The sequence below is a fragment of the Bradyrhizobium sp. BR 1432 genome, assembly GCF_051547705.1.
Classification (GTDB): Bacteria; Pseudomonadota; Alphaproteobacteria; order Rhizobiales; family Xanthobacteraceae; genus Bradyrhizobium; species Bradyrhizobium zhanjiangense.
In genome coordinates, this window is the sequence record NZ_JBPUGF010000004.1 from 32390 (window position 1) to 44855 (window position 12466).

A 12466-nucleotide genomic window follows, 5' to 3' on the forward strand; every position below is an offset into this window, starting at 1 on the left:
GCTCTGTCGTTAACCTTGATCCGTACCCAGCTGGGAGAGGAGACCTAGAACGGGTTCCAGGTCGCACGCGGCGTGTATTTGAGATAGCCGATATTGGCGCCCAGCCGCAGGCCGAGGCCGGAGCGAATCGGCACCAGCACGATGTTGTTGGCGGTGAGCGCCGTCATGCCGAAGCCGCCGATGATATAGGCCGAGCCGTCGAGGCCGGCGAAGCGCTGGTAGATCGCGTTGGTGGCGGGCAGGTTATAGACCAGCGTCATGGTGCGGGCGCCGTCGCCGCCCCAGTCGAAGCCGAGCGAGGGCCCCTGCCAATAGACGCGCAGGTCGCCGGCGTTCTTGGTGTAGAGCGTGCCTTCGCCATAGCGCAGGCCGGCGACGAAGGCGCCGGAACCTTCCTCACCCAGGATGTAGCCGTTGGGCAGACCCCATTGGCTGACCGCCTTCTCGATGATCGAGGCGAGCCCGCGCGAGACGTTGCCGAAGAAACGATGACCGGCGGTCACGAGCTCGTCCGGCCCGTAGGTGTTGGGCGTCGGGGTCCGCTGCGGCGGCGGCAGGTTGGGCGGCGGCGCCTGCTGGGCGGAGGCCGGCACGATCCAGCCGACCATCGCGGCGAGCGCGAGCGCAGCAAGGCGTGATGCGAAAGTCATAAAAGAACCCCTGGTATCGAAACCGATCGCTTCCTTAACCTGACGCCAACAGGCACGGTTCTAGGTTGCGCCGGATGTCCCCTCGACTCGGATGTTATCCGCAGCAACTATGACGGCACAACGGCAGGAAGATAGCCCTTTGCGCCCCGGAATTGCCTTGATCGGCCGCCGCGTTTGCCTCGTCTGCCTGCTGGCGGGCATTTGGATCATCTGCGCAGGGGTGCCGGCGGGGGCTGCCACCACCGAGCGGATCGTCGTCAACCGGTTCAGCGGCGTCGCCATCGAGGGCTTCGATCCCGTCGCCTATTTCGTCGATGGCGCGGCCGTGCGAGGGAAGGCGCAGTTCGAGGCGAACCTCTGGGGCGCGGTCTGGCGCTTCCGCAACGAGGGTAACCGGGCCTCCTTCCTGTCCCATCCCGAGATCTACGGGCCGCAATTCGGCGGCTATGATCCAGCCGATATCGCCCGCGGCGTCGTCATCGCCGGCAATCCCCGCTTCTTCGCGCTCGTGGCGCAGCGGCTCTATCTGTTCAGCCGGGAAGCCAATCGCGACGCCTTCGCCGCCGACCCGGAGCGTTTCCTCTATGAGGTCGGCAAGCGCTGGCCGGCGCTCCAGGACCAGCTCGGTCAGTAGCGGTCGACCGCCTGCGGGTCGCCCCAGGCGACGAACTCCGGGATGATGAAACCGCTGTCGCTGCGCTGGCCGAAGCGGAGCTCGCCGCCCTGGCCGTCGGTCACCCTGCCGCCGGCCGCGGTCACGACCGCAGAGCCGGCCCCGACGTCCCATTCCGAGGTCGGTCCGAAGCGGGGATAGATGTCGGCGCTGCCTTCCGCGATCCGGCCGAATTTCACGGCCGAGCCGACCGTCCGTCTGACGGCATTGGGCCTGCCATCGATGAACGCCTCGCTCTTGGGATCGCCGTGCGAGCGGCTCACCGCCGCGATCCAGGGCTCGCCCGGCGCCGGCAGCTTGCGGGTATGGATCGGCTCGGCCGCGCCGATGGTTGCGCCGTCAAAGCTCACGCGCTCGGCGCCGCGGCCGACGACGCCGCGCCAGAGCAGCCCGAGCGCGGGCGCAGAGACGATGCCGAGCAGCGGCACGCCTTCAGTCACCAGGGCGAGGTTGACGGTGAACTCGTCGCGGCCGGCGACGAACTCCTTGGTGCCGTCGAGCGGATCGATCAGGAAGAAGCTCTCGCGAAACGGCGGCGAGGCGAGCTGGCTCCGCTCTTCCGACAGCGTCGGCACGTCGGCCGCAAGCTGCGCCAGGCCCTCGGCGATGATGCGGTCGGCGGCAAGGTCCGCCTCGGTCACCGGTGAGCCGTCCTGCTTGCCGTCCACCCGCATCGCCGTGCGGTTGACGGCAAGGATCGCTTCGCCCGCCTTCACCACCAGCGCGGTGAGCGGCTCCATCAGGCCGGTTGCGACCGCGGCGTCGATGATCCTTTTCACCTGGATGCCTCATTCATCGGCAATTTCGTTCCTCCTCGACTGATTCGCCCGGATTGATTCGATTGGGGGCTTATGGCCGCCTCGAAGTGATCGCAAGCTAGCTGCCGCGGGCTTGCGAATGTTAGAACCCGCAGCATCCGTCAAGCATGCGTGATTCGCGGCGTCCAGCGCCGTGCAATTCCAGGAACCCTCCAGGACCCCATTATATGTCTGACGCCTCGTCGCCCGCGACCGTTACTGCTCCCGATATGCTCGAACTCGCTGCGCTCTTGTGCTCGCGGGTCTGCCACGATCTCATCAGCCCCGTCGGCGCCATCGTCAATGGGCTCGAAGTGCTCGACGACGATCCCAAGCCCGAGGACCGCGAGTTCGCGCTCGACCTCATCCGCAAGAGTGCCAAGACGGCCTCGGCCCGGCTCCAGTTCTGCCGTCTTGCCTTCGGCGCTGCCGGCTCCTCGGGCGCGCAGATCGATCTCGGTGATGCCCAGACCATGGCGCGCGGCCACATCGAGGATGGCAAGTGCTCGATCACCTGGAATCTGCCGCGGCTCCTGCTGCCGAAGAATCGCGTCAAGCTGCTGCTCAACATGCTGGTGGTTGCCCAGCACACGATCCCGCGCGGCGGCATGCTGACGATCGATCCGATCGGCGAGGGCGAGACGATGAGCTTCCGCATCACCGCGACCGGACACAATGCGCGCCTGCCGCAGAACATCTCCGAGCTCCTGAGCGGCGAGCGCGGACCTGCCGCGGATGCGCATGCGATCCAGCCTTATCATACCAGGCTGTTGGCGCAGGCCTGCGGACTCACCGTGAGGCTCGCACCGGAAGGCGAAGCCATCACCGTTACCGCTTCGTAAACGCGCCCTTCGCTCTCGAAGTCTTAATCCAATCTTTACGAGGCGCTTCGACTTGTCCGGAGCGCCTTATCTCTTTGTTGGTTCCGTTCTTTTGCACTTACTCAACCAATATTAAACGCTTTGCGGTGAAGCTGGCCCCATTCCGAAATGGCGCATCACGCCTCGTGCGCGCCCTTCCTGTATGAAGGCCTGTTTTCATGGATGATCTGTTGCGGGAGTTTTTGACGGAGACCAGCGAGAGCCTGGACACCGTCGACAATCAGCTGGTGAAGTTCGAGCAGGAGCCGAACAACGCCAAGATCCTGGATAACATCTTCCGCCTGGTCCACACCATCAAGGGCACCTGCGGCTTCCTCGGCCTGCCGCGGCTGGAAGCGCTGGCGCATGCCGGCGAGACGCTGATGGGCAAATTCCGCGACGGCATGCCGGTGACCGGGCAGGCGGTGACGGTGATCCTGTCCTCGATCGACCGCATCAAGGAGATTTTGGCTGGCCTGGAGGCGACCGAAGCCGAGCCGGAGGGCAACGACCGCGACCTCATCGACAAGCTGGAGGCGATGGTCGAGCAGGGCATGGCCGCCATGGCGGCTGGCGCAGCTCCCGTCGCCGACGCGCCGCCGCTGGCGCCGGAAGCCCCGGCTGCCGCTGCGCCCACCAAGGCGATGACCACGGGCACGCTGATCGCACAGACGCTGGAGCGCCCGTTGCGTCCCGGCGAAGTCTCGCTCGACGAGCTCGAGCGCGCCTTCCGCGAGACCGCGATCGAAGCGCCGGTGCCTGCTGCGCCCGTTGCCAAGGCTGAAGCCAAGGCCGAGCCCGCGCCGGTGGTTGAAGCCCCGGCGCCTGCCGCGAAGCAAGCTGCCAAGCAAAAGCCCGCGCCGAAGAAGTCGATGGCCGACGAAAGTGCCGGCGAAGGCGACCGCATCGCCAACCAGTCGATCCGCGTCAACGTGGACACGCTGGAGCATCTGATGACCATGGTCTCCGAGCTGGTGCTGACCCGCAACCAGCTGTTGGAGATCTCCCGCCGCAACGAGGACACCGAGTTCAAGGTGCCGCTGCAGCGGCTGTCCAATGTCACCGCCGAGCTGCAGGAGGGCGTCATGAAGACGCGCATGCAGCCGATCGGCAATGCCTGGCAGAAGCTGCCCCGCATCGTCCGCGATCTCTCGAGCGAACTCGGCAAGCAGATCGAGCTGGAGATGCACGGCGCCGACACCGAGCTCGACCGCCAGGTGCTCGACCTGATCAAGGACCCGCTCACCCATATGGTGCGCAACTCCGCCGATCATGGCCTGGAGACCCCCGCCGAGCGCTTAGCGGCCGGCAAGGGCGAGCAGGGCACCATTCGGCTCTCCGCCTATCACGAGGGCGGCCACATCATCATCTGCATCGCCGACAACGGCCGCGGCCTCAACACCGAGAAGATCAAGGCCAAGGCGATCTCCTCAGGGTTGGTCACCGAGGCTGAGCTCGAGAAGATGAGCGAGGCCCAGATCCACAAGTTCATCTTCGCGCCGGGCTTCTCGACCGCGGCCGCCATCACCTCGGTCTCCGGCCGCGGCGTCGGCATGGACGTGGTCCGCACCAATATCGACCAGATCGGCGGCACCATCGACATCAAGAGCGTGGCCGGCGAGGGCTCTTCGGTCACCATCAAGATCCCGCTGACCTTGGCGATCGTCTCGGCCCTGATCGTCGAAGCCGCCGGCGACCGCTTCGCCATCCCGCAGCTCTCGGTGGTCGAGCTGGTGCGTGCCCGCGCCAACAGCGAGCACCGCATCGAGCGCATCAAGGACACCGCGGTCTTGCGCCTGCGCAACAAGCTGCTGCCGCTGATCCATCTGAAGAAGCTCTTGAAGATCGACGACGGCGCTGCGTCCGATCCCGAGAACGGTTTTATCGTGGTGACCCAGGTTGGCAGCCAGACTTTTGGCATCGTCGTCGACGGCGTGTTCCACACCGAAGAGATCGTGGTCAAGCCGATGTCGACCAAGCTGCGTCACATCGACATGTTCTCCGGCAACACCATCTTGGGCGATGGCGCCGTCATCATGATCATCGATCCCAACGGCATTGCCAAGGCGCTCGGCGCCGCCGGCTCCTCGGCCCATGACATGGCCGACGAGAACGCAGGCCATCACATCGGCAGTGGCGAGCAGACCACCTCGCTGCTGGTGTTCCGCGCCGGCTCGTCCCAGCCCAAGGCGGTCCCGCTCGGCCTCGTCACCCGCCTCGAGGAGCTGCCGGCCGACAAGATCGAGTTCAGTAACGGCCGCTACATGGTGCAGTACCGCGAGCAGCTGATGCCGCTGGTCGCCATGGAGGGCGTCACCATCGCGAGCCAGGGCGCCCAGCCGATCCTGGTGTTCGCCGATGACGGCCGCTCCATGGGCCTCGTCGTCGACGAGATCATCGACATCGTCGAGGAGCGGCTCAACATCGAGGTCGGCGGCTCCGGTTCGGGCATTCTGGGCTCGGCCGTGATCAAGGGCCAGGCCACCGAGGTGATCGACGTCGGTCACTTCCTGCCGATGGCGTTCGCCGACTGGTTCACCCGCAAGGAGATGAAGCCGTCGCTGCACTCGCAGTCGGTGCTCTTGGTCGACGACAGCGCCTTCTTCCGCAACATGCTGGCGCCGGTGCTGAAAGCGGCCGGCTACCGCGTCCGCACCGCGCCGACCGCGCAGGAGGGCCTCGCTGCGCTGCGCGCGCAGAGCTTTGACGTGGTCCTGACCGACATCGAGATGCCCGACATGAACGGGTTCGAGTTCGCCGAACTGATCCGCTCCGACAACAATCTGGGGTCGATGCCGATCATCGGCCTCTCCGCGCTGGTGTCGCCGGCGGCGATCGAGCGCGGCCGTCAGGCCGGCTTCCACGACTATGTCGCCAAGTTCGACCGTCCCGGTCTGATCGCGGCGCTGAAGGAGCAGACCGCGGGCGCCGCCGGCGCCTCCGAGCTGAGCCGGGCGGCGGCCTAAACCGCAGGGATCAGGAGACAAGCGATGAGCAGCAAGACCCAGTCCACCGAGGGCGCCATGGTCGAATACGTCACCGCGATGATCGGCGGCCAGCTGTTCGGCCTGCCGATCTCCCGCGTCCAGGACGTGTTCATGCCCGAGCGCGTCACCCGCGTGCCGCTGTCCTCGCGCGAGATCGCCGGCGTCCTGAACCTGCGCGGCCGCATCGTCACCGTGGTCGACATGCGCGCCCGGCTCGGCCTGCCCAAGGCCGAAGACGGCAAGGTGCCGATGGCGGTCGGCGTCGACCTGCGCGGTGAATCCTATGGCCTCCTGATCGACCAGATCGGCGAGGTGCTGCGCCTGCCCGAGGACGGCAAGGAGGAAAACCCCGTCAACCTCGATCCGCGCATGGCCAAGCTCGCCGGCGGCGTCCACCGCCTCGACGGCCAGCTCATGGTCGTCCTCGACGTCGATCGCGTCCTCGAGCTCGCGCCCGAGATGATGGCGGCCTGATACGGCGGCATCGCCGTCATCGGGCCTGCAACTGGAAGTGCCCCGGCAAAGGGGAGGAAGCAGAGGTTCACATGCGAACTTGTCTCGTCGTTGATGATTCCAGCGTCATCCGCAAGGTTGCGCGCCGGATCCTGGAGGGACTCGACTTCCAGATCCTCGAAGCCGAAGACGGTGAGAAGGCGCTGGAGGCCTGCAAGCGCGGCTTGCCCGACGCGGTGCTGCTCGACTGGAACATGCCCGTGATGGATGGCTACGAGTTCCTCGGCCATCTCAGGCGCATGCCCGGCGGCGACCAGCCCAAAGTGGTGTTCTGCACCACCGAGAACGACGTGGCGCACATCGCGCGCGCGCTGCACGCCGGTGCCAACGAGTACATCATGAAGCCCTTCGACAAGGACATCGTGACGGCGAAATTCCAGGAAGTCGGCCTTATCTGAGCGATCGCCCGGAGGCTGAACGGATCCTTCGGCGCTTGTTTTCAACTGAACCGTTTCAGTCTGAGTTGGTGAGTAATGGGTACTGCGTTCGCAGGTAGTTCGACCACGGGTTCGTCGCGCGACGCGGGGCCGCTGCGGGTGATGATCGTCGACGACTCCGTCGTCATCCGCGGTCTGATCTCGCGCTGGATCGGCGCCGAGCACGACATGGAGGTCGCGGCCTCGCTGCGCACCGGGCTCGAGGCGGTCAACCAGATCGAACGCATCAATCCCGATGTCGCCGTGCTCGACATCGAAATGCCCGAGCTCGACGGCCTCTCGGCGCTGCCGCAACTGCTGGCGAAGAAGCGCAATCTCGTCATCATCATGGCCTCGACGCTGACTCGCCGTAACGCGGAGATCAGCTTCAAGGCGCTGTCGCTTGGCGCGGCCGACTACATTCCGAAGCCGGAGTCGACGCGCGAGGCCTCCGCCGCGGACACCTTCCACCACGATTTGATCCAGAAGATCCGTCACCTCGGCGCGCGTCTGCGCAGGAAACCCGCGGTTGCGAGCCCGCCGCTGGCGCCCGCGAGCCCGGCTCCGGCCGTACGTGCACCAGCCGTCGCGCGGTCCGCCGCGCCTGCACCGGCCGCGCCGTCGTCGGGAGCGCTGGCGACGCGCCCGTTCTCGACCCAGACGCCGAAGGTGTTGCTGATCGGCTCCTCGACCGGCGGTCCCCAGGCGCTGATGGCACTCGTCACCGAGCTCGGCCCGGTGATCGACCGCGTCCCGGTGCTGATCACTCAGCACATGCCGCCGACCTTCACCACCATTCTTGCCGAGCATCTGGCGCGTTCGAGCCGCAAGCCGGCAGCCGAGGCGATCGACGGCGAGCCGGTGAAGCCGGGACGGATTTATCTGGCGCCCGGCGGCAAGCACATGCGCGTGGTGCGCAGCGGCGCCGACACCGTGATCGCGCTCGACGACGGCCCCGCCGTCAATTTCTGCAAGCCCGCGGTCGATCCGCTCTTCACCTCCGCCATCGACATCTGGCACGGCGGCATCCTCTCCGTGATCCTGACGGGCATGGGCTCCGACGGCATGCGCGGCGGCAAGGACATCGTCGCTGCCGGTGGCAGTGTCATCGCGCAGGACGAAGCTTCCAGCGTGGTCTGGGGCATGCCGGGCGCGGCCGCCAATGCCGGCATCTGCGCGGCGATCCTGCCCCTCAATCAGATCGGCGCCAAGGTCAATCGCCTGTTCGCGGGAGACCGCTCGTGACGCCGGTCGACTACGACTATTTGCGCAAGTTTCTGAAAGAGCGCTCCGGTCTCGACCTGTCCGCCGACAAGCAATATCTGGTCGAGAGCCGGCTGCTGCCGCTCGCCCGCAAGGCGAGCCTATCTGGCATTCCCGATCTCGTGCTGAAGATCAGGAACGGCGATGGCCGGCTTGCGACCGACGTGGTCGAAGCGATGACCACCAACGAAACCTTCTTCTACCGCGACAAGATCCCGTTCGATCATCTGCGCAATACCATCCTGCCGGGGCTGATCCAGGCGCGCGCGGCGCGCAAATCGCTGCGCATCTGGTCGGCGGCGTCGTCGACGGGGCAGGAGCCCTATTCGATCGCAATGTGCGTGAAGGAGATGGGAGCGGCCTTCGCCGGCTGGCGCATCGAGATTGTCGCCACCGACCTATCGCAGGAGGTGCTGGAGAAATCCAAGGCCGGCGTCTACAGCCAGTTCGAGGTGCAGCGCGGCCTGCCGATCCAGCACTTGATGAAGTACTTCACGCAGGTCGGCGAAGTCTGGCAGCTCAATGCCGACATTCGCGCGATGGTGCAGTTCCGCCAGCTCAATCTGTTGCAGGACTTCTCCCATCTCGGCACGTTCGACGTGATCTTCTGCCGCAACGTGCTGATCTATTTCGACCAGGACACCAAGGCGGTGATCTTCGAGCGGATGGCGAAGGGACTGGAAGCCGACGGCACGCTGCTGCTTGGCGCGGCCGAATCCGTCGTCGGCATCACCGACGCGTTCCGCCCCATCACTGAGCGCCGCGGTCTCTACCAGCTCAACCCCGCGCGCTCCGGTCGCCCGATGGGCGGGCTGATGCCGCAGCCGCTGAAGGTCGCCGCGGCGAGGTGAGGTGCCTCTTCACCCTCTCCCCTTGCGGGAGAGGGTGGCTTCGCGGCAGCGAAGCCGGGTGAGGGGTCTCTATCCTCACGAACGATCTTGCGAGTGGAGAGAACCCCTCATCCGGCGCTTCGCGCCACCTTCTCCCGCAAGGGGAGAAGGAAAGAAGTGCATCTCTCACAAAATCGCATGCGGCAGAAAGCGCGAGCGGTTGCCTGTGATCGGGCTCTCGTCCTCGCGGATCGACAGGCCGCACGGCTCGTGGTTCACCAGCCAGCTTCCAATCACCGGGTAGAAGCCCGAAAAATTCGGCAGCGGTGCTAGAGCCTGTCGCACGAATCCTTCGGCACCGTACGGACCCTCCTGCTCGTCGAGCGGCATGCCGCCCGAGACCAGCGTGACATTGGCGCCTTCGCGCGACAGCAGCGGCTTGCGTACATAGGACGTTCCGAGCTCGGCTACGCGCGGATCGTCCTCGAAGAACGCCGGCAGCAGGTTGGGATGGTTCGGAAACATCTCCCACAGCAGCGGCAGGATGCCCTTGTTGGAGAGCACCGCCTTCCACGGCGGCTCGATCCAGCGCGTCGGTGCCTCCTTGAGCTTTGCGCCGAAGGCGTCGTGGAACATCCACTCCCAGGGATAGAGCTTGAAGGCCAGCGTGATGTCGCAATTGTCGAGATCGATGAAGCCGCCACCTTCATCGCGCCAGCCGACCTGTTCGATGTCGAGCAGCCTGGTCGAAAGCCCCGCCTGGCGTGCGGTGTCTTCGAGATAAGCGAGCGTGCCGGCGTCTTCCTCGTTGCCGGTGATGCCAGTGAGATGGACGTGGCGGCCTGCTGCAATCTCCTTCCACGCCGCGATTAGCCGCTCATGGATCGAGTTGAACTGATCGGCACGCGCCGGGATCATGCGGCGTTCGATCGCCTGTTCGAGCCAGGTCCATTGAAACACCGCGGCCTCGAAGATCGAGGTCGGCGTATCGGCGTTGTATTCGAGCAGCTTTGCCGGACCGTTGCCGTCGAATTTCAGGTCGAGCCGGCCGTAGAGGCTGCGGTCGTTGCGCTTCCAGCTCTCGGCGATCAAGCTCCAGAATGCTTCCGGAATCTTCAAACGGCGCAAGTAGCGCTCGTCACTGATGATGCGACCGGCCAGCTCCAGGCACATGGCGTCGATCTCGCCGGTCGGCGTCTCGATGCCGCGCTCGATCTCGTCGAGGGTGAAGCCGTAATAGGCGCGCTCGTCCCAATAGCGTTCGCCATCGATGGTGTGGAAGACGAAGCCGCATTGCGCTGCGGTCTCTCGCCAGTCGTCGCGCTCGAGACAAACGATGCGTTGCATGTCATTTCCTGCGCATGATCTTGCCGGAAAACCGGTGGCCACTTTTCCGGATCATGCGCTAGCCGCCGCCCGAGAAGCCATGGCCAAACGAACCGAAGCCGCCGCGGCTCACGCTATGGGAGCCCGAGTCGGACGACATTCCCGACGAAGAATGGCTCGAGGAATCGCTGCTGAAGAAGCTCGATCGCGACGACCAGCGCGAGCTGCTCCCACTGGAGGAGCTGCTTCTGCTGCTGCACGCGGTGCTCACCTGTGTCGGCGTCTCCGTTCCGGAAACTGTCGCCCCGGGAGGAGGCGGCTCGCAGGTCTGCCGCGGCATCATCGTGTAGGCGGTGGTACCGACCGCGAGCGTGCCCATCACCAGCAGCGCAACATGGCCGGAGCGCTTCATCGGTGGCCGCGGAGGCGGTGGCTCGGTCACCGGCCGGCGCTTGCCGAACTCCTTTTTGGAGGATTTGTCGGCCATGTCAGTAGATCATGCAGGCGGCGTTCAGCAGGCCCGCGGCGAGCGAGGACAGGCCGAGCCAGATCGACGGGGCAAGCTCGCCGGCAGAGATCCGCGCCGACAGGTTCGGCACCGGGACCTTCACGAGGAAGAACACGATGACCTGCACGACCAGTGCGATCGTCGCCCAGATCAGGCAGTCGAGCACGTTGGCCGAATGCGCGATGGCGCTGACCAGCGGCGCGACGAAACCGAGCAGGCTGAGGCCGAGCGCGATCGCCGCGGCCGGCTCATTGTCGCGGATCAGCTGAAATTCGTTATGCGCCGTGATGCGGGTGTAGACGAACAGATAGGCCACGATCGCGATCAGCCCGGTGCCAGAAATAGACCAGGAAGGCGGGCAGGCCGGCGAGTGATTGCAGGATCATCGTTCCCCCATCGTGCAGCGACCAATTCGTCGGCTGGCGGAGGGTAGCGGTTCAAACATTAAGCTTCGTATGAGGCATCCCCAAAAAACAAAACCCCGCCATTTGCGGCGGGGGTCCAGGCTGGGAGGAGCGAGCCCCGAGGGGCTCGCGACGTAAACCCAGGATCAGGCGGGGATGCGCTCGTCGGCCTCATGCGGCTCGCGCAGCACGTAGCCGCGGCCCCACACGGTCTCGATGAAGTTGCGGCCCTCGGAAGCGTTGGCGAGCTTCTTGCGGAGCTTGCAGATGAAGACGTCGATGATCTTCAGCTCCGGCTCGTCCATGCCGCCATAGAGATGGTTGAGGAACATTTCCTTGGTGAGGGTCGTGCCTTTGCGCAAGCTGAGCAGCTCCAGCATCTGATATTCCTTGCCGGTCAGATGCACGCGCTGGCCGCCGACTTCCACCGTCTTGGTGTCGAGGTTGACGACGAGGTCGCCGGTCTGGATGACCGACTGGGCATGGCCCTTGGAGCGGCGCACGATCGCGTGGATGCGCGCCACCAGCTCGTCCTTGTGGAAGGGCTTGGTCATGTAGTCGTCGGCGCCGACGCCGAGACCTTTGACCTTGTCCTCAATGCCGGCGAGGCCGGAGAGGATCAGGATAGGTGTCTTGATCTTGGAGACCCGGAGCTGCTTGAGCACGTCGTAGCCGGACATGTCGGGCAGGTTGAGGTCGAGGAGAATAATGTCGTAATCGTATAGTTTACCGAGATCGACGCCTTCTTCCCCCAAATCGGTCGTGTAGACGTTGAAGCTTTCCGACTTCAACATCAGCTCGATCGACTGCGCGACGGCGCTGTCATCTTCAATCAGCAAAACGCGCATGCCAGTTCCCCATAGTCGCCGCTCCTGGGCGTCAGGTCGGCCGCATTCGCGGCACTCAACAAAACGCCTTTGAACAACTGATTCGGATCCTGACAACAGATGGTTAACAAACTCTGATTCTGGAACGCAAGTCCCCCCGGTGCAATTTTTGTCGAATCGCCCTAAGGTCTTGCGTACGAAGCAGCTTTCGTCACCCGATTCCGTTCAAGCTCCACTTTAAGAGACGGACCTAACCAACTCCCGCGACTCAGCCTTCTTCTGAAGGGAAGTCACGCTCAGTCTCAAAGACAGTGACGCAATGATTAATGATGCGGGTAAACACGAAGTTAAGCGCCGTTCAGAAATATGGCGAAACTTAAGAGTTTCACCGTGAAGTCCCGGATGACCTAGG

Annotated in this window: 12 protein-coding genes and 1 pseudogene; 7 read left to right on the plus strand and 6 right to left on the minus strand. The window is 64.8% G+C overall.

The annotated features are described in order from the left end of the window. Positions 1-44 precede the first annotated feature (44 nt). Positions 45-650 (minus strand): DUF1134 domain-containing protein, encoded by a 606-nt coding sequence (locus tag ACSKB8_RS41215; RefSeq protein WP_128923791.1) that lies wholly within the window; start codon positions 648-650, stop codon positions 45-47. Between the two features lie 139 nt (positions 651-789). Here ACSKB8_RS41215 and ACSKB8_RS41220 point away from each other — a divergent pair, with 139 nt between their 5' ends. After that, on the plus strand, positions 790-1284 hold the full coding sequence (locus tag ACSKB8_RS41220) for a YHS domain-containing (seleno)protein (RefSeq protein ID WP_438111001.1): 495 nt from the start codon (positions 790-792) through the stop codon (positions 1282-1284). Here the strand turns inward: ACSKB8_RS41220 and cysQ are convergent. Further along, positions 1278-2102 (minus strand): 3'(2'),5'-bisphosphate nucleotidase CysQ, encoded by an 825-nt coding sequence (cysQ, locus tag ACSKB8_RS41225; RefSeq protein WP_438111003.1) that lies wholly within the window; start codon positions 2100-2102, stop codon positions 1278-1280. The genes ACSKB8_RS41220 and cysQ overlap by 7 nt on opposite strands. Before the next feature lie 206 nt (positions 2103-2308). On the opposite strand from cysQ, the gene chpT reads away from it, so the two are divergent. The 6 genes from chpT to ACSKB8_RS41255 all read left to right on the plus strand — a co-directional run bounded on the left by chpT (position 2309) and on the right by ACSKB8_RS41255 (position 9010). Then, complete coding sequence (chpT, locus tag ACSKB8_RS41230) at positions 2309-2962, plus strand: histidine phosphotransferase ChpT (protein WP_438111004.1); 654 nt, start codon at positions 2309-2311, stop codon at positions 2960-2962. 197 nt (positions 2963-3159) lie between these two features. Next, positions 3160-5946 carry a hybrid sensor histidine kinase/response regulator gene (locus ACSKB8_RS41235; RefSeq protein WP_438111006.1) on the plus strand — a complete coding sequence of 929 codons (2787 nt, stop codon included), beginning with the start codon at positions 3160-3162 and terminating at the stop codon, positions 5944-5946. A 24-nt stretch (positions 5947-5970) separates the two neighbouring features. After that, positions 5971-6441, plus strand: a complete 471-nt coding sequence (locus tag ACSKB8_RS41240; RefSeq protein WP_438111008.1) for a chemotaxis protein CheW — start codon at positions 5971-5973, stop codon at positions 6439-6441. Positions 6442-6512: 71 nt separating this feature from the next. Then, a complete protein-coding gene (locus tag ACSKB8_RS41245; protein ID WP_007600538.1) occupies positions 6513-6878 on the plus strand; it encodes a response regulator in 366 nt (121 codons plus the stop codon). A gap of 75 nt (positions 6879-6953) precedes the next feature. After that, complete coding sequence (locus ACSKB8_RS41250; protein ID WP_438111014.1) at positions 6954-8141, plus strand: protein-glutamate methylesterase/protein-glutamine glutaminase; 1188 nt, start codon at positions 6954-6956, stop codon at positions 8139-8141. Then, positions 8138-9010, plus strand: coding sequence for a CheR family methyltransferase (locus ACSKB8_RS41255; RefSeq protein ID WP_438111016.1), 873 nt, complete (start codon positions 8138-8140; stop codon positions 9008-9010). The genes ACSKB8_RS41250 and ACSKB8_RS41255 overlap by 4 nt, the downstream gene beginning before the upstream one ends. 165 nt (positions 9011-9175) lie before the next feature. Here ACSKB8_RS41255 and ACSKB8_RS41260 read toward each other — a convergent pair whose 3' ends face one another. From ACSKB8_RS41260 to ctrA, 4 genes and pseudogenes are all read right to left on the minus strand, one after another. After that, positions 9176-10336: a glutathionylspermidine synthase family protein gene (locus tag ACSKB8_RS41260; RefSeq protein WP_438111018.1), complete on the minus strand. Its 1161-nt coding sequence runs from the start codon at positions 10334-10336 to the stop codon at positions 9176-9178. Positions 10337-10394: 58 nt separating this feature from the next. Further along, positions 10395-10802 carry a hypothetical protein gene (locus tag ACSKB8_RS41265; RefSeq protein ID WP_438111019.1) on the minus strand — a complete coding sequence of 136 codons (408 nt, stop codon included), beginning with the start codon at positions 10800-10802 and terminating at the stop codon, positions 10395-10397. 1 nt (position 10803) lies between these two features. Then, positions 10804-11209, minus strand: a pseudogene (locus ACSKB8_RS41270) (DUF350 domain-containing protein). 164 nt (positions 11210-11373) lie between these two features. Continuing rightward, complete coding sequence (gene ctrA, locus ACSKB8_RS41275) at positions 11374-12075, minus strand: response regulator transcription factor CtrA (protein ID WP_016848562.1); 702 nt, start codon at positions 12073-12075, stop codon at positions 11374-11376. Positions 12076-12466: the final 391 nt, after the last annotated feature.

Bases quoted from the DNA above. Each gene is read 5' to 3' on its own strand.
- ACSKB8_RS41235 (WP_438111006.1), top strand. From the start codon at position 3,160: ATGGATGATCTGTTGCGGGAGTTTTTGACGGAGACCAGCGAGAGCCTG.
- ctrA (WP_016848562.1), bottom strand. From the start codon at position 12,075: ATGCGCGTTTTGCTGATTGAAGATGACAGCGCCGTCGCGCAGTCGATC.
- ACSKB8_RS41245 (WP_007600538.1), top strand. From the start codon at position 6,513: ATGCGAACTTGTCTCGTCGTTGATGATTCCAGCGTCATCCGCAAGGTT.
- ACSKB8_RS41260 (WP_438111018.1), bottom strand. From the start codon at position 10,336: ATGCAACGCATCGTTTGTCTCGAGCGCGACGACTGGCGAGAGACCGCA.
- chpT (WP_438111004.1), top strand. From the start codon at position 2,309: ATGTCTGACGCCTCGTCGCCCGCGACCGTTACTGCTCCCGATATGCTC.
- ACSKB8_RS41240 (WP_438111008.1), top strand. From the start codon at position 5,971: ATGAGCAGCAAGACCCAGTCCACCGAGGGCGCCATGGTCGAATACGTC.
- ACSKB8_RS41215 (WP_128923791.1), bottom strand. From the start codon at position 650: ATGACTTTCGCATCACGCCTTGCTGCGCTCGCGCTCGCCGCGATGGTC.
- ACSKB8_RS41265 (WP_438111019.1), bottom strand. From the start codon at position 10,802: ATGGCCGACAAATCCTCCAAAAAGGAGTTCGGCAAGCGCCGGCCGGTG.
- ACSKB8_RS41250 (WP_438111014.1), top strand. From the start codon at position 6,954: ATGGGTACTGCGTTCGCAGGTAGTTCGACCACGGGTTCGTCGCGCGAC.